This window comes from Aurantibrevibacter litoralis (genome assembly GCF_034651555.1).
Lineage (GTDB): Bacteria > Bacteroidota > Bacteroidia > Flavobacteriales > Flavobacteriaceae > Aurantibrevibacter > Aurantibrevibacter litoralis.
In genome coordinates this window covers 34,932-52,486 of sequence record NZ_JAYEEQ010000017.1, presented here as the reverse complement: position 1 = coordinate 52,486, position 17,555 = coordinate 34,932, and the positions used below count along the sequence as shown (strand labels likewise).

Genomic DNA, 17,555 nt, shown 5'->3' with positions numbered 1-17,555 from the left:
CCTTTAAAAGACAAAGGTACGAGATTACATAATTTTTGAAAAGAAAATGGCATTCATCAATAATTTGTTTGTACCGTACCAAAACGCTCTAAAATTAGTATTATCGGTAAAAACAATAACCCTACCCTGGCCTACACGCTGTACCTTAAAGGGTACCGTATTTTTTAATAGCGCTAAATTTTCTTTGGATATATAACCGCTTTGTAATGGATTATTGGTATACTTAATAGGATTATTATAGCTATTCTTGTCTGCCGTAATATAAATATTGGTATTTCTAAAAACAGACAGTTCTTCGTTTTTAAATCCATAGGTAATAGGATGAGATCGGTCTAGAGTCGCCTTAAAAATGGCACCATCCATATTCTGAGCACCCTCAAAGTTTCTTTTCTGATCGAAGGCAATGTTTTTTGCCACTAAGGTATCTTTTTTAAAATCGAGGCTTATAAATTCGTTCCTACTTAACCATTGTGCGGCGTTGCGATACCCAATAAGTGTTCCCCCATTCTTTACCCAATCCTTGAGTTTGTCGGCCATACGCTTGTCTAACGTAGTTCCTCTAGAATTTGGGATGATAATAGCCGTATACCCATTCAAATCCACGGAATTGAAATAGTCGATGTCAATTTTGGTGAGCTGCATGTCGTAGCGTTGATCAAACAAGTGCCAAATTTCTCCGGCATCCGTGTAGGTAAAATTTCGGCCTACTACCAGCGCTACCTTTTGTTTTTCTAAAGGATCAAATTCGTTACTCCCCAAGTCGATGCCTTGCGTAAGTCCTGTGCTTACTGCTTGGATTTGCAGGAAACTTTCCTTCGCTACTTGATTCAGAAAGGAAAAGAGTGCCTCGGGATCTAAGATCTGGTTTTGAACGGGTATCATTATCGTGCCATAGTCATACCGATTGCCTTCTAAGGAAAAGGGCGATTTGGCCACTTTGGCTCGCAGTCCTTTCTGTAAAATTTGATGAAGTGCTTTGGGTGTGTAATATTCATTCCACTCAAACAAATACGCGTACGTGCTTATTGCAGATACGCTTCCACTGAGGGGTTGTAGTTCCGGTATTTCAGATCCCGCAAGACCTATATTAGGAAGTTCGGCATAATCTACATTAAACGCCATTGGAAAGGTCCACCCCGAGATGTCATAAAAGAGACTGTCCGTAAACGTAGTTCTCTTTTCGAACATGGCCTGTATTATTTTAGCATTCTTTTGCTGCAAAGGAACCACATAGCTTGCCTCTTTCGTAAAGGACTTTCCGTTGAGAGTTACATCATTGGAGAGCGCGTGCAAGCGAATGTTATGACGCTCTAAAATTTCGGCCAAATGATGGGTTTTGGCCCTGTCTTTGGCATCACCAAAAACAATTGCCTTTGTTTTGCTTTTGGTACTTTCGGCACGCACATCGTTATAAAAATTACGTTGATATGTTAATAGTTTAGTACGCATAGCAAAGGCAGCCTCTATGGTAGATAAGGCCGTTAGAAATTGATTCCGGATAGTAAACGGAAAGGTAACCACTCCGTTTTCGCTTTCTTGAATATGACCCCGAGAACTTCCTTGTTCAAATAAAATTCCTATGGCTCCATTGATATCTGGAAACGTAGAACCTTTACCGTAATAATAATCGTCGTAGTTTTCTTGCGTGTAATATAGCGAACCAATACCGTCTAAAGCCTTGGCGTGATACGTACCGATCTCCATAGTGAGATCTTGATTAATCTTGGGTGTTAACGGATGTACTCTGGAAGGTTCACCCGGTTGAAAAAAGAAAGTGGAATTGGTTCCCATTTCGTGATGATCTGTAAGGATATTGGGTAGCCATTGGTGATACGACTTTATACGCGCCTTACTTTCGGGAAGTTGCACAGGAAGCCAATCCCGGTTCATATCAAACCAATAGTGGTTGGTGCGTCCGCCAGGCCAAACCTCATGATATTCGCGCTCGTTTTTATCCGGATTTAGGATTGCACTTTTGTTGGTATTGGCCCAATAGGCAAAGCGTTGCAATCCATCCGGATTAAAGGAGGGATCCAATAAGATAATTAATTGATCTAATAGCGCCTCAATTTCCGGTCCCTGTGCGGCGGCTAAGTAGTATGCGTAGGCTAATGCAGCATTAGACCCGCTAGGCTCGTTACCATGAATGGAAAAGCCTTGGTATACTACAACAGGCATGTTCTCCACATTTAATGTGCTTCCGTCGGTCTCCGAAAGTTGTACGTGTTCTTTTTGAAGCTGCGCTAAGTTGCCGTGGTTTTTAGGCGAAGTAACCGTAAGCAGAAGCAAAGGCCGCCCTTCGAAGGTTGCTCCTCTATTTTCCAAACTAAACCGAGGGCTTACCTCGGCCAACTTTTGCATATACTGAATAAGTTTATCGTGCGTTACATGCCATTCGCCCACCTCATGACCTATAACATCCATCGGTTTTGGTATGCTGCCATCGTAGGTTATATCTTGTGGCAGATAGTAGTTTAGATCTATTCTTTCTTGTGCTTTTAAAGTAAGTGCTGCTATAAAAAATAAAAAAAACAACCATTTGTTCATAGTACCAAGTTTAAATGAGATTTAAAAGAAAAACGACCCTAAACCGTGGGTCGTTATTACCTAATAATTGTACACCGTTAAATGTCGTCAAAATCAACATCCAAAAATTTACCTTTAGGTGTATCGGCAATATCTTCTTCAAACTCTTCTTTTTTAAAATCCTTTTGATGCCGTTCCGAAATAACTTCCGTGCCTTTTTGGTCCACAATAAAGTCCATCATTTCATCAATATGCTCTTTAAAGGCAGCGAAGTCCTCCTTATACAAATAAATTTTGTGTTTTTTGTAGTGAAAAGAACCGTCATCATGTGTAAATTTTTTGCTTTCCGTAACGGTAAGGTAATAATCTCCGGCTTTAGTGCTTCGTACATCAAAAAAATACGTTCTTCTTCCAGCTCGTAATACTTTGGAATAAATTTCTTCCTGATCAATTAAATCTTTCTCGCTCATATCATCTCGTATATAGTTATTTTTATAACGTAAATTCAATCAAAAATGGAAAAAAAATGCTAATCCGACAACATTTTTTTAGTTTTCTTTCTCAGAGAGTTGGTTTATATAGAGTGTTTTATAATAGCCATCCTTTTCAATAAGTTCCTCATGGGTACCTTCTTGCAATATCGTACCTTCTTCCAAAACAAGTATTTTATCTACATTCTTGGCAGACGACACCCTGTGGCTCACAATAAGGGTGGTTTTGTTTTGGGCCGCTTTTTTTAAATTTTCTAAAATTTCTTCTTCCGTTTCGGTATCTACTGCTGAGAGGCAATCATCAAACAAATAGATTTGCGGATCTTTAAGCAATGCCCTTGCGATGGATACGCGTTGTTTTTGCCCGCCACTTAGGGTGATGCCTCGTTCTCCGAGTATGGTGTTGTATTGATGCGTAAATTCCGATATGTTTTCATGTACCACTGCTTTTTTTGCAGCGGCTACAACTTCTTCATCCGTAGCGTTCGCTTTCCCGAATTTTATATTGTTTTCAATACTGTCTGAAAAGAGAAAGGCATCTTGAGGTACAGCACCAATAGCCGAACGAAGGCTGTGCAAATTTAATTTTTTTATAGGAACACCGTCAATATAAATTTCGCCGGAAGACACGTCGTATAAACGAGCTACCAAATCTAAAATAGTAGATTTGCCGGAGCCTATTTTCCCGATAATAGCCACTGTTTCTCCCGGATTTATGGTAAAAGAAATGTTTTTTAAGGCTCTAATTTGGGTGTCGGAATACGTAAACGAAACATTTTTGAACACTATTTTCCCAACGATGGAGGTGGGCATAGCTACCTCGTTTACAATGCTAGGTTGTGTGCTTAAAAATTCATTGATTCTTTTTTGAGAAGCAGCAGCCCGCTGCACAATGCTGGTAAGCCAGCCTACTACAGCCACTGGCCACGTAAGCATGTTTACATAAAGAACAAATTCGGCTATAATACCTACAGAGGCAATTTCACCATCTATATATTGTTTACCCCCAATGTAAATAACAAATACATTACTTATACCGATAAGCAAAATCATTAACGGAAAAAACCAAGCGTTGACTTTGGCCAAACTCATGCTTTTATCTTTACCCTCTATGGATAGGGCTCGGAATTCGGCATTAATTTTGGGTTCTAGGTTATAGGCCTTTATTACCGATACGCCCGAAAATGATTCTTGGGTAAAGGTAGATAGCTGCGATAAAAACTGCTGTACAATAGTACTTCGGCGATGTATGATTCTACTTATTTTGTAAATAAGGACAGAAAGTACCGGGAGGGGAAGCACTGTATAAAAAGCCAATTCGGGTGCTTTAATAAACATTAACGGAATTAAAATCACGAAAAGGGTAAGCGTTTGAATCCCGTACATTATGGCCGGACCCGTGTAATCGCGAACTTGGCTCACATCTTCCGTAATACGGTTCATAAGATCACCTGTTCTGTTTTTCTTGTAAAAATCCAGATTAAGAATTTGGTAATGATCAAATATTTCGTTTTTAAGATCATATTCAATGTAGCGCGAAACTTTAATTAAGGTTTGCCGCATAAAAAAGGTAAATACGGCAGATAGCAGGGCAGCACCCACAATAATGAAAATAAATTCCAGGAGTTGCCCACGGGCCAACTGTTCCGAAAGATCGCCTTTTAAAAATTCTTCAACGGATTTAATAGACTTATTTACATAGGTGGGCATAAGCAACTGAAAAACCCTTGCAATAATGGTAATAATAATACCTACCAAAAGTTGCAGCCAGTATTTTTTGAAGTATTTATTGAGGTGTTTTAGTTCTTTCATCCGGAATATTCGTTCGGCTGTTTGCACAAACAATGCCCAAAGATACATGTTTGGCATTAAAAGGAAATGTTCTAAAGTGGATAAGATAAAATTGAAATTATAGTACTACTTTTGCAGTGAAAATGGTATTATTCCACTAAAGTTCTTTTAAAATGCTCACAAGAAGGCATCTCAGGGTAAAAGTTATGCAATGTATTTATGCCAAAACCCTCTCCAAAGATGAATCCATAGATCGGCAACGCGGTTTTTTAGAAGCGAGTATCGAGAACACCTACAACCTTTATCTGTTAATGCTAAGTCTTTTGGTAGAAGTACACGCTATGGCTTCGGAACAGATTCAATTGTCTGCCAAAAAGTACTTGGCCAATGCTTCTGACACCTACCCTAACCGAAAGAAATTTATTGAAAATGAATTTTTAGTGATGTTAAGTCAAAACAAATCCTTGCAATATCAATTAGCGCAACGAAAGTTAAAAAATTGGTATTTAAACGAGGAGTACGTAAAAATCGTTTACAAAGAAATTGTGGAAAGCGAAATGTACCAAAAGTACATGAAAAAGGCGAAGCATTCTTTTGAGGAAGACAAAGAACTGGTTCTTTATTTATTTAAAGAAATAATAGCACCAAACGACAAAATTTACGATTATTTGGAAGATGACAAGCTTACTTGGGTCGATGATATTCCCATAGTGAATACCTATTTGTATAAATTATTAAAAAAAGCAAAGCCCGATCAGAAAGACACCTATTTTCTTCCCCGTTTGCTGAAGGATGAAGCCGATTTAGAATTTGCAGGACAGCTACTTAGCCAAACCCTTTTGCACCGAGAAAAATGGGAAAAGGAAATGGAAGGAAAAACCCCAAATTGGGATAAAGAACGTATCGCCGATATTGATTCCATCCTCTTAAAAATGGCCATTTGCGAGTTGCTCAGTTTTTCTTCGATACCCGAAAAAGTGACCTTAAATGAGTTCGTTGAGATTGCCAAAGAATACTCTACACCGAAGAGCAGCATATTTATCAATGGCATTCTAGATAAGTTGGTCAAAGAATATCAGGAAAGCGGTAAGTTAAAAAAAGAAGGCAGGGGACTGTTATAAAAAAATAATACTTAATTTTGCAACAATGGATTAAGTAAAAAACATGTTACGCCGGCACCCAAAATTCCACGGAAACAAAGGTGCCTCATTTTGGGCGTTTAATGCGACTATTAAAAACAAATAAAATTAAACAAATGAAAAACGTATTGACATCTTTAGTTTGCGTCTCTTTGATGGCTTTTGTTTCGTGCAAGGAAAAGGCTTCGGACAAAATTAATGCAACAAATGTAGAAGTAGCTTCCGAAAGGGATCAAGCTTCTAAAAGTTTACCGGTAATGACCTTTGAAAAATCGGAACATGATTTTGGAGTCATTGAACAAAACGCAGCGCAAGAAACCGTATTCAAATTTACCAATACCGGAAACGCGCCACTTATTATCACCAATGCTACAAGCAGCTGCGGTTGCACCGTTCCGGATCCGCCAAAAGACCCAATTCTTCCTGGAGACAGCGGGGAGTTGTTGGTTAAATTTAATGGTGCCGGCCAAAATCAGGTTACCAAGACCATTACGGTAACAGCCAATACCGAGAAAGGATCCGAAATTTTAAGGATAAAAGCATTTGTAAACCCTAAAGGCGCCACCTCAGGCAGCCCACTATAAGCCTTCTTCAATGTTCGAACAATATCCGTTTCTTCCGCTTATATTAATTTTTGTTGTTTTCTTTGTGTTCATTATTTTACCGCAGCGAAAGCGTCAAAAAGAAGAAAAGAATTTTATGAATACCTTAAAACGAGGGGATAAGGTAATTACCAAAAGTGGCATGCATGGAAAAATCGTAGATTTAAACGATGCTGATTTTTCCTGTATTTTAGAAACCATGGCCGGCAAAATTAAGTTCGATCGCTCTTCCATTTCTATGGAGTTGAGCAAAAAGTTGAATGCCCCAGAGAAAAAATAAAATTCATAAAAAGACATATACCAAAAAAACACCGTATGTTATGCGGTGTTTTTTTATGCGATATCTTCAAGAAATTCTTATCTTCAAGGCGGTAATTTAAACAAGAGGTTGTTATGCGTTCTAGTAGAAGAATATTCGTTAAAAATAGTTCCTTGGCTCTTTTAGGTGCCGGAACATCTTTTCTCTTTCCTATGGAACTATTGGCTACGTTACGAAAAAAAGTAAGTGCCAATGACCGTATTAACGTGGGTTTAATTGGGTGTAAAGGAATGGGGTTTAGTGACCTTAGCTCCATGCTAAAAATGAGTGAAATCTCAGTTATAGCCCTGTGCGATGTTGATGAAAACGTACTTACCCAGCGTACTGCAGATTTGGAAAAGGCCGGTATTCCAAAGCCAATATGGTATCGCGATTACCGTAAATTATTAGAAAACAAGGATGTCGATGTGGTTATTATTGGCTCTCCAGATCATTGGCATTGTTTGCAACTTATCCATGCTCTACAAGCCGGAAAAGATGTGTATTGTGAAAAGCCGATTGCCAATTCCATAGAAGAATCTAATGTAATGCTTAAAATGGTGCAGGGTAGCGACCGTATGGTTCAAATTGGGCAGTGGCAAAGAAGCCAGCCACATTTTGTAGATGCCATTAATTTTGTGCATTCTGGGCAATTAGGCAATATTCGTTTGGCTAAGGCTTGGGCGTATCAGGGCTGGATGGCCTCTATTCCTCAGATACCCGATGCTCCCGTCCCCGCCGGGGTAGATTACGACATGTGGCTTGGCCCGGCTCCCAAACGACCTTTTAATCCCAACCGTTTTCATTTTAATTTTAGATGGTATTGGGATTATGCGGGCGGACTAATGACCGATTGGGGGGTTCACCTCATGGATTATGCCTTGTATGGAATGAAAGCCGCTACTCCGAAATCTGTAATGGCGCTAGGTGGAAAATTTGCGTATCCCAATGATGCCGCCGAAACACCCGATACGTTGCAAACTGTGTACGAATATGATGAATTCTCCATCCTTTGGGAACACGCCACTGGCATTGATGGTGGAAATTACGGGCGCAACCATGGGATTGCCTTCATAGGAAACAACGGCACTTTGGTCTTAGATCGCAATGGCTGGGAGGTAATTTCGGAAAATGTGTTCAAAGGGTGGGGTGAAGAGCCGGGTAAACGAATGGAGTCTGTTCCGCTGCAACAAAACCAAGGTAATGGTTTGGATTTACATACGGCAAACTTTATTGAAGCGGTAAAAAGCCGGGATACTACAATCCTAAAAGGACCAATACAAGTAGGTTACGATGCCGCATTAGTGTGCCATATGGGCAATGTAGCCTTTAAAACAGGAAACCGTATCTATTGGGATGCTGCTAAAGGTAAATTTACAGATGAAAGCGCAAACAAATTTTTAAATGCCAACTACCAAAACAATTGGGAATTACCTAGGGTGTAGCACCCTATTTTGGCAATTAAATATAAGATGAAGTGCGTGTTCTGTGATGTTGGATCCACTTTTTTGTGTTGCTATCCTTCTTCTGTTTATTAACGGCATTGCTCCGTTCTTTAAAAATAAAAAATTTCTTGAAACTGACTATCCCCGAGGTAAGCCATAGGGGTATACTTCTACTGCGCTCAGTACGGATTGCGCTAGTTTCATTTTGGTCTTTGTGCCAAAAACCGAAATGTTGTATTTTACCTCACCCGGAACTGCAAAAAGGCAGTTCCGACCTCTCCAAAGGAGCGATAAATAGGAAACTCCAACCCAAGGGTCGGGGAATCTTTAGATTGAACCAAAAGAGCATCATCTGTGTGCATGAATGGGTTGATTACATCCGTTTTGTAAGTGCCATTACCAAGTTCATTATAAACAAAAATGATTCCGCATTATCCAAATACTTTTTTGTAATTTTTTAAGATACCGCTTCTACGATTATAGAAAAACGATTTTTATGGGGGTATTGTAGAATCATTTTCCACTATCTGCCAACAAAAAGGCAATAACGGCAGTTCGGTTAATCCGAAATGGGCAGTTCAAGTGATTCCGTAATCTAGATGACTCTTGACCTGTAACGAAAGTTCAAAAAATGGAACTTCGCAACCTGTAGTTGTACCTAAATTCTTATGGATTATTTTGAAACTGAAGGCTCTAAAATACCGTAGGTATCCACTAGATAGATTAAACTTGCCATGGTAGCGGCACCCAATTCCAGTTCTCTTCGGTTGATCTGTGAAAAAGTATCATTGGCCGAGTGATGATGATCAAAATAGCGCTGCGAATCGGGTCGCAAACCGGCTAACACAGTAGAACCGTTTTTTAAAGGTCCAATATCTGCACCACTCCCCCCAAGGGTGAACGAATGCACCAAATAGGGTTCAAAAAGCGGTTTCCATCTCAAAAATTGTTCAAAACGCTCTTTGGAAGTATCAAAAGAAAACCCTCTTGGACTAAACCCTCCGGAATCACTCTCTAAGGCTAAAATATGATTTTCATTTTTCTTTTTAGCGTCTGCGGCATACGCATGCCCTCCTCTTAGACCATTTTCTTCATTCATAAATAAAACGACCCTTAGGGTACGCTTAGGCGTATATCCCGAAAGTTTTAAAAGCCGAAGCACTTCCATACTTTGTACACAACCTGCCCCGTCATCATGTGCGCCGTCTCCAAGATCCCAAGAATCCAAATGTGCACCCACCACTATAATTTCTTCGGGATGCGTGCTTCCTTTTATCTCACCAATGACATTATACGACTTTACGTCTGCAAATGATCTGCACGATTGCGTAAAAAAGAATTTAATGTTGGGGTTTAATTTTAGGGTAGTACTCAATAATTCCGCCCCATTGGTGCTAATGGCCGCAGCCGGAATCCGGTCTTTCTCTAGAGTATCACCATAATTCATTGCGCCCGTATGCGGAAAATCGTCTAAACGCAGATTTAAAGAGCGCACAATAACCCCTACCGCACCATACTTGGCAGCCTCAACCGCTCCGCTTGCACGTTGGTCTACCGCAGCGGAATAAGCCTGAAACGTATTAATTAAGCTAGGATCCATCGGTCTATTGAAAAAGACGATTTTACCTTCTATTTTTTGACGTCCTAGTGAGTTGAGTTCTTCTAGAGATTGCACTTCAATAACATTTGCTTTTATACCTCCCGATGGGGTTGCCACAGATCCTCCCAAGGCTGCAATAGGCACATTGTTGGTTAAACCCGAATCACTCTCTATATAGGCAAACTCCGGAGTTCCTCGTACCCATTTGGGAACCATAACAGGTTGTAGCCACACCTTATCCAAACCTAGTGTTTCCAGTTGTGCTTTGGTGTAGTCTATGGCCTGTTGCGCCTGTATGGAACCGGAGAGTCTACCTCCTATTTGATTCGATAAATGATTTAACCAATCGTACGCCTTTCCTTGACTAAGTGCAGCATGGTACAAGGATTTTATCTGTTTTTCATCATTGGTTTGAGCCAAACTCTGAAGGGCAATGAAAAGTAAGGCAATGGTAATCTTATGCATTTTTTTCGTTCTCTAACTGTTTTTTATACTCTTCTAAATTAGCCTTTATTTTATCGTCTAACTCAGGTTCAGCAATATCTTTGTATTTTTTTAACTCTTTAAGCAGAATAGAGGCCACAATGACCCGAGCTGCTTCCTTGGTATCTGCCGGGATCACAAACCAAGGGGCATGAGGTTTGGATGTTTTGCGAATGGCTTCCTCATAACATTTCTGATATTCGGGCCACAATTTACGTTCTTTTAAATCTCCCGAGGAAAATTTCCAGTTTTTTTCCTGCAATTCCAAACGCCGTAGTAACCGCAACCGCTGCTCTTCTAACGAGAGGTTTAGAAAAAATTTAAAAATGATGGTGCCGTTGTCGGCCAAATGCTTTTCAAAATTATTAATTTGTTCAAAACGCCTCTCCCAAAATGCCTGATCAATATCAGAAACACCATGCACTCCGGGTATATGTTCTGCCATAATATACTCCGGATGCACTCTGGCAACCAAAACATTTTCATAATGAGTTCTATTAAAAACACCGAATTTCCCTTTTTCCGGAAGTGCTATATAATGCCGCCACAAATAATCGTGTTTAAGTTCTAGAGCGGTAGGTACTTTAAAACTGTGTACTACCACACCCCGAACATTAAAGTCTTTAAAAACCTCCCGAATAAGACTATCCTTTCCGGAAGTGTCCATGCCCTGCAAACAAATAAGCACGCTATACTTTGCGTGAGCATAAAGTACGTCTTGAAATTGCCCCAATTCCGTTCTCACTTTTTCTAAATGCTTCTCAAGTTTTTTTTCTGAAGCGCCCAAGTCATCGTTGGTAGGATGATCGGCCAACTGAAAAGACTCGGTGGCTCTGTAAGAGTTTGTATTTAGTACTTTCATTTCAATCCTTTAACCGTTTATGCTTACGAAGGTCAAACAAAATATGCGTATTGCCAAAAGTTTTCATTTTTAACCACATACCCTTTTTGAAAGGTAGTTAAACGAATAAATATGGGGAAACAAGTATGGGCACCTATCTTTATGCGTGACTTTCATCCTAAATCGAGTCGTAAAATACCTACTTCATGAAAACTTTTAGTGTATGCTGTCTTGTGGTTTCGGGTCTTTTCTTAAGTGCCTTTAGGAACAGTAGCGCTTGCGAATATGCAGGTTCTAATCTTAGTTTTGTAAAAACACAAACACTGAAGGCTTTAGAAACGGAAGACATTAATATGTCCCGCTTTTTTGCATACAAGGCCTTAAATGCCATAGAGAAATCGAAAGAACAACTAAATTCTTGTGGCTGCAAATACGCCAGTACCTTAATTGGCATTGGGTTAGAAGACCTAAAGATTGCCACAAAGGTGCAGTCTTTGAGTGCAACTAAATTGGTACTGCAACGTGTAGTTGAAAATGTAGAAGGCAGTATAGAAGCGATTTATGAACACGATTTACACGAAGAGCATTACAGCTCGGACAGTTTGGTTTTGAACACTAAAGACAGTAGTGAACCGGCTCTTTTACCCTCCAAAACGAAAGGAATCACATCCAAAGCACTGCAACAAAAAATAGATCTAAGTTTGGAAAAATTTGAAAATTCTCTAGATGAAGTAATAACCACGGCAGACTGTAAAAAAGCACACGAATTTGCGAAGCGAATAGAACGAAACTGTGAGCAACAGTTGTTGAAGCCCGAGCTTAGTGAGGGTAAAAAATATTATTATTTAAAAACCCGAAAAATTACGGCAGCCGCTCTTACAAAACTGGGCGAGTGTCCCAATTAGGTCTTCTTGAAAAGTGAAGATTTCTTACCCTAACAATTAGGAGACATAAAGAATTCATTTACTTGCAAACAACCGAACGTCATCTTCCGTAACTTCCATACCTCCCAAAATTATAAGCCGCTCTACCACATTACGCAATTCCCTAATGTTGCCGGTCCAATCGTAACTTTTCAACAGCGAAATAGCGGCATCCGAAAAAGATTTAGGTGCACTACCCTGTTCGTGGGCAATTTTCTGAGCAAAATGAGAAATGAGCAAGGGGATGTCGTCCCTTCTTTCGTTTAGTGCAGGTACTTTTATAAGAATAACTGCCAAACGATGGTACAGATCTTCGCGAAAACAACCTGCCTCTATTTCCTTTTTTAAATCTTTATTTGTAGCTGCTACAATCCGGACATCCACTTTTATATCCTTATCGGTTCCTACTCTAGAGATTTTATTTTCTTGCAGCACCCGAAGCACTTTGGCTTGGGCAGAAAGACTCATATCGCCAATTTCATCCAAAAAAATAGTGCCGTCATTGGCGGCCTCAAACTTACCGGCCCTATCTTTCACTGCCGAGGTAAATGCACCTTTAACATGACCAAACAGTTCACTTTCTATAAGTTCGGAAGGAATGGCAGCACAATTTACTTCAATAAAAGGACCATTATTACGCTCACTCTTTTCATGAATCCAATGCGCAACTAATTCTTTACCGGTACCATTAGACCCGGTAATAAGTACACGCGCATCTGTAGGAGCCACTTTTTCAATAATATCCTTAATAGTACTAATTTCGGGACTTGTGCCGATCATTTCATAGTTCTTACTCACCTTTTTCTTCAGGTTTTTATTTTGAATGACTAAATCGTTCCGATCTAGGGCATTTCGCACCGTAGTAAGGAGTCGATTTAGATCGGGCGGTTTTGAAATATAGTCGAAAGCGCCCAACCGCATAGTCTGCACGGCCGTCTCTAAATCGCCATGACCGGAAATCATAATAAAGGGTATCTCCGGCTTTATTTTTTTTGCAGCCACCAGCACCTCTACCCCATCCGTTTTAGGCATTTTAATATCGCACAGCACCAAATCAAAATCGTCCTTTTTAATTGCCTCTAAGCCCTTAACACCATCCTCTGCTTCTTCTACGTTATAGGATTCATTCTCTTCCGATAGAATTTTCACTAACACCCGGCGGATAGCAGCTTCATCTTCAATAACCAAAATCTTTGACATACGTAATCCTTTTTATATTCCTATTCTAAAACCGGTTCTAAAATAAAAACTCGGTTCTTTATTCAACGCAAAAACGCCGGACCTATTACTATCTCGCAAGGTACCGTCTTGCCATAATGTACGTCCAAAAAAGCTATACACCGAAAAATCTTTGTTAAACTTATACTGATACCCTAAATTGGCCAATATGGTTATAGATGAGGCTGCGGATGCACTGTTAGCGCCGGGTATGGCGATGTTGTTCTGAATATTCACAAAATGCCCATCGAGTATGGCTTCAGCTTGCAGCCAATGCTTTTTTTTCAGGATATGTTTCAAACCGGTCTTTGGCACTCCCACCGTATACGTCCAATTGGGATGAAATTCCTTCTCATAAAAGATAACTGGTAACGGAATTCGGACAATAGCCGCCGAATTAAAGGCTAGGCCTATGACGAACTTATAGGGCTTATCCACATCCTTTTTATCCTTAAACGCACCAAAGGTCATGTTTAAATTGAGATTATCGTTACGCCATCCCACGCTAAAATCGGACGCCATACGGGGTGTTATTACCCCTATAAACCGCCAATCGGCATTCCATTTGTACACATATGCCACATTGATATCTATGATGTGCAACGCATCCAACGCACGGTCATCAAATGGCACTTCTCTGCCTATATCATACGAAATACCACTATAATCAAACCCCACCACAAAAAAATGTTCGGACTTGCCTTTAAGCGGAAGGTTGCCCAGCACTTTAACCCGGGTAATCCCCACATCACTTGCATTTCGCGGCATAGTCATATACTCTATCCTAAAAATATCCGGACTTTGACCAAAGCATGACACTAGGGCAAACACACTAAGGATTAATACAGCTATGCCTCTCTTCAAATTCGTATTCTTTAGCACTTAAAAAACTACCCTGTAACAAAAACCCGTTAAAGTAATTCCTAGAAACCGCTTCCACGGATTTTCGCCCTAACTTTAACATAAGTTTATTTGCTGTACAGATGTACATCTCGTTGCGGAAAGGGGATGGCGATGTTATTTTCACGGAATTTTGCATCAATTTTATAGCGCATTTCACTTTTTATTCTGGGATCTAAAAAACTATCTGTAATATGGAAATGAACTGAAAACAGCAGTGCAGAATCTCCGAAATCATCAAAAAGCACAAACGGTTTAGGATTTTTTAAGGCGCCTTTTTGGCTTAGAGCCACTTCCTCCAAAATCTTTGTAACGAGCTGTACGTTGCTACCATAGGCCACACCCACCTTTACCGATTCTCTAGTAGTTCTATGATTTTGCGTATAATTAAAAATACTGTCTGTTAAAAATATATGATTGGGAATTACAAGTACCTTATCATCTCGGGTAATAGCTCGGGTCGTTCTCAGTCGAATCTCAAAAACACGCCCTATTTTATTTTCAACTTCAATAACATCGCCCACATGAAGCGACTGATCTAGAATAATAAGTATTCCCGAAATAATATCCTGAAACAAATATTGTAAGGCAAAGCCGAGACCCACAAAAAGAGCGGCAGAAGCCGTTAAGAATACCGTTAAATTTATTCCGGAAGTATGCAATACCACGGCTACTACAATGAGATACAGCAGATATTTAAGAAAACCGAAAATACTTACGAACTTATTTTTGTCGTCATCAGGCAGTTTTGAAGTAACCAGTTTGCGTACTACCTTGAGCAAAAAGGTTATCACCACCAATGATACTATTAGGGCAATAAGCGTGGTTATTGATATGTATATCGCTTCACTTTGATATATTTTATAGGACAAAATCTCACCAAGGCCATTTAGGATGTTTTTAAATTCTTCCATATCAATATTTTAACCATTTAACCAATTCCTTGTAACTTGGTTTTTTCCCGTACATTAAAATTCCGACGCTGTAAATTTTGGCCGCTAACCACACAATACCTATAAACGTAAGTACCAACAAGGCAAGAGATGTTGCAATTTGCCAAACAGGTACCCCTCCTTCGCCAATACCACCGGGGAGTCTCATTAACATCACAATGGGGGAGGTAAGTGGAAATAGGGAAAAACCAACGGCGATAGAACCATGCGGATTTCCGAATACAGAAAAGAATCCCACATAAATGGCAAGCATTAATGGCAGTATGATAGGGAAGATGAATTGTTGGGTGTCTGTTTCATTGTCCACAGCTGCACCGATAGCCGCATAAATAGAACTATAGATTAAATATCCCAAGATAAAATAGATTATAAAAAAACTTATCAGTGTGCCCCACGGTATCTGAAATAGTTCTTGCGCATACAATTGCAAAGTCTCATTGCCCGAGGGCATAGGAGACAGCGTCCCCATAGCGCCTCCGGGGATGGCGGGGTTTTGCGTAAATGCCGAAGGATCTAAGTCAAAAAGAAAAACCACCACAGTGAGCAGCAAGCTAGCAGACACTATCCAAATGGCAAATTGAGTTAGTCCTGCCAAAGAGGTTCCTATTATTTTGCCCAACATCAGTTGGAACGGTTTTACAGAAGAAATAATAACCTCTATAATACGGCTTGTTTTTTCTTCGATGACGCTGCGCATTACAAAACCGCCATAGATGATAATAAACATCATAATTAAATATCCGAATCCACCCCCAATAAAAGCTTTAATTTCATTAATCCCTTTTATGTTTTGCTGGCCCGAAAAGGTCGCTAAATTTATGGCAAAAGAATGATCTACTTTTGCAAAATCTTGAGCAGTTACGCCCAAATCTTGGAGGCGACGTTGGCGTAATCTGGTTTGAAATACGGCTTCTAATTTGTCTAGCGTCATGGTACTGGGTGCCTCTTTGGTATAAAAAAAGGAGTGTTGCGCCACCTGTTCCAAATCTTCTTTGTTTGGAATATACAACAGTCCGTAATAACCCAAAGAAAGCGTTGAATCTTTTGCACTTTCCAAGTCAATTTTACGGAAGTGTACAAATGAAGTATGATCTGTTGTTAAAAATTCATTGGTAAAATAATCGCTATCATTAAGTACGGCAATAATACGCTTTTCGCCGTCATTTACTTTCGTTAAAAAGGCAATAAGTACCACCATACCCACCATAAGAATTGGACTTAAGAAGGTCATGATTACAAATGATTTATTGCGTACTTTGGCGAAGTATTCGCGTTTAATAATTAGCGCTAGTTTACTCATGCTTGGTTTTGCTTTGCACCGTTTGGATGAATATCTCATTTACGGTTGGGATTCTTTCCTTAAAGTGCGTAATATTGGCTTTGGTCGACAAATAGGCTAATGCCGGTCCGGTGTCGTTTGATGCTAATTTGACGGTAAAATCTACCTGCTTTTCCCCATGTGCGCCCTGCACGTTGGAGATATCGAATTTAGTGCGGAGTTCTTCCAGGGTTACCGCCCCGTTTTTCCATTCCATGCCCACATCAAAAAGATTGTCTTTATACGCCTTCTTAATATCGGAAAGTTTGCCGTCTAATATTTTTTCAGATTGATGTATCAACGCAATATATTCGCAAAGTTCTTCTACAGACTCCATTCTATGAGTTGAAAAAATGATAGATGTACCTTGCGCTTTAAGTTGAAGTATTTCATCCTTAATGATATTGGCGTTAATAGGATCGAAACCACTAAAGGGTTCATCAAAAATAAGGAGTTTCGGCTCATGCAATACGGTAACAATAAACTGTATCTTTTGAGCCATGCCCTTGGACAGTTCCTGTATTTTTTTGTGCCACCAGTCGCCTATTTCTAGCCGTTCAAACCAGTATGTAAGACGGCGTTTGGCCTCCGACTTGCTAAGGCCTTTTAATTGTGCCAAATACAGCACCTGCTCCCCTACTTTCATGCTTTTATACAGTCCTCTTTCTTCCGGCAAATATCCTATTACTGAAATATGCTTGGGCAAGAGGGGCTCTCCTTCAAAAAACAATTTGCCCTGATCCGGATAGGTAATCTGGTTAATAATTCTGATTAAGGTTGTTTTTCCTGCTCCGTTTGGGCCGAGGAGGCCGTAAATACTGTTTTTAGGAATTTCTAGCGATACGTTTTGAAGTGCTTTATGAGCGCCGTAAAATTTAGACACTCCGTCAGCAACCAAGATAGTGTTCATGCACGCAATTTTGTCAAAGATATAGAATTGCCATCAAAAAAGACATGACCCATTTACCAAAAAACAAAACCCACCCTTAACGAATTAAGGATGGGAAAAAAATTGCTATGAAAAAGA

Annotated in this window: 15 protein-coding genes; 5 read left to right on the top strand and 10 right to left on the bottom strand. The window is 39.8% G+C overall.

What is annotated here, in order from left to right:
- Positions 1-24 precede the first annotated feature (24 nt).
- The 3 genes from U1E44_RS13205 to U1E44_RS13195 form a co-directional block, all read right to left on the bottom strand.
- A complete protein-coding gene (locus U1E44_RS13205) occupies positions 25-2,547 on the bottom strand; it encodes a M14 family metallopeptidase (protein WP_322931568.1) in 2,523 nt (840 codons plus the stop codon).
- A 77-nt stretch (positions 2,548-2,624) separates the two neighbouring features.
- Entirely contained in the window at positions 2,625-2,996 is a 372-nt protein-coding gene (locus U1E44_RS13200; protein ID WP_322931567.1) for a PUR family DNA/RNA-binding protein, read from the bottom strand.
- Positions 2,997-3,074: 78 nt separating this feature from the next.
- Entirely contained in the window at positions 3,075-4,829 is a 1,755-nt protein-coding gene (locus tag U1E44_RS13195; protein ID WP_323673903.1) for an ABC transporter ATP-binding protein, read from the bottom strand.
- A 152-nt stretch (positions 4,830-4,981) separates the two neighbouring features.
- On the opposite strand from U1E44_RS13195, the gene nusB reads away from it, so the two are divergent.
- The 4 genes from nusB to U1E44_RS13175 all read left to right on the top strand — a co-directional run bounded on the left by nusB (position 4,982) and on the right by U1E44_RS13175 (position 8,292).
- Complete coding sequence (nusB, locus tag U1E44_RS13190; protein WP_322931565.1) at positions 4,982-5,929, top strand: transcription antitermination factor NusB; 948 nt, start codon at positions 4,982-4,984, stop codon at positions 5,927-5,929.
- Between the two features lie 134 nt (positions 5,930-6,063).
- Complete coding sequence (locus tag U1E44_RS13185; protein WP_322931564.1) at positions 6,064-6,531, top strand: DUF1573 domain-containing protein; 468 nt, start codon at positions 6,064-6,066, stop codon at positions 6,529-6,531.
- A gap of 10 nt (positions 6,532-6,541) precedes the next feature.
- On the top strand, positions 6,542-6,829 hold the full coding sequence (gene yajC / locus U1E44_RS13180; protein ID WP_322931563.1) for a preprotein translocase subunit YajC: 288 nt from the start codon (positions 6,542-6,544) through the stop codon (positions 6,827-6,829).
- 113 nt (positions 6,830-6,942) lie between these two features.
- A complete protein-coding gene (locus tag U1E44_RS13175) occupies positions 6,943-8,292 on the top strand; it encodes a Gfo/Idh/MocA family protein (RefSeq protein WP_322931562.1) in 1,350 nt (449 codons plus the stop codon).
- Positions 8,293-8,965: 673 nt separating this feature from the next.
- Here U1E44_RS13175 and U1E44_RS13170 read toward each other — a convergent pair.
- Together U1E44_RS13170 and U1E44_RS13165 are read right to left on the bottom strand one after the other, a co-directional pair.
- Entirely contained in the window at positions 8,966-10,357 is a 1,392-nt protein-coding gene (locus U1E44_RS13170) for a M28 family peptidase (RefSeq protein WP_322931561.1), read from the bottom strand.
- On the bottom strand, positions 10,350-11,237 hold the full coding sequence (locus U1E44_RS13165) for a PPK2 family polyphosphate kinase (protein WP_322931560.1): 888 nt from the start codon (positions 11,235-11,237) through the stop codon (positions 10,350-10,352). Before U1E44_RS13165 ends, U1E44_RS13170 begins: the two co-directional genes overlap by 8 nt.
- A 185-nt stretch (positions 11,238-11,422) precedes the next feature.
- Here U1E44_RS13165 and U1E44_RS13160 point away from each other — a divergent pair, with 185 nt between their 5' ends.
- Entirely contained in the window at positions 11,423-12,121 is a 699-nt protein-coding gene (locus U1E44_RS13160) for a hypothetical protein (RefSeq protein WP_322931559.1), read from the top strand.
- A 54-nt stretch (positions 12,122-12,175) separates the two neighbouring features.
- Here U1E44_RS13160 and U1E44_RS13155 read toward each other — a convergent pair whose 3' ends face one another.
- From U1E44_RS13155 to U1E44_RS13135, 5 genes are all read right to left on the bottom strand, one after another.
- Entirely contained in the window at positions 12,176-13,339 is a 1,164-nt protein-coding gene (locus tag U1E44_RS13155; protein WP_322931558.1) for a sigma-54-dependent transcriptional regulator, read from the bottom strand.
- Between the two features lie 12 nt (positions 13,340-13,351).
- Positions 13,352-14,221, bottom strand: a complete 870-nt coding sequence (locus U1E44_RS13150; protein ID WP_322931557.1) for a DUF6268 family outer membrane beta-barrel protein — start codon at positions 14,219-14,221, stop codon at positions 13,352-13,354.
- A 104-nt stretch (positions 14,222-14,325) separates the two neighbouring features.
- Entirely contained in the window at positions 14,326-15,171 is an 846-nt protein-coding gene (locus U1E44_RS13145) for a mechanosensitive ion channel family protein (RefSeq protein WP_322931556.1), read from the bottom strand.
- A gap of 1 nt (position 15,172) precedes the next feature.
- A complete protein-coding gene (locus U1E44_RS13140; protein ID WP_322931555.1) occupies positions 15,173-16,510 on the bottom strand; it encodes an ABC transporter permease in 1,338 nt (445 codons plus the stop codon).
- Positions 16,503-17,438, bottom strand: coding sequence for an ABC transporter ATP-binding protein (locus U1E44_RS13135; RefSeq protein WP_322931554.1), 936 nt, complete (start codon positions 17,436-17,438; stop codon positions 16,503-16,505). Before U1E44_RS13135 ends, U1E44_RS13140 begins: the two co-directional genes overlap by 8 nt.
- Between the last annotated feature and the right edge of the window lie 117 nt (positions 17,439-17,555).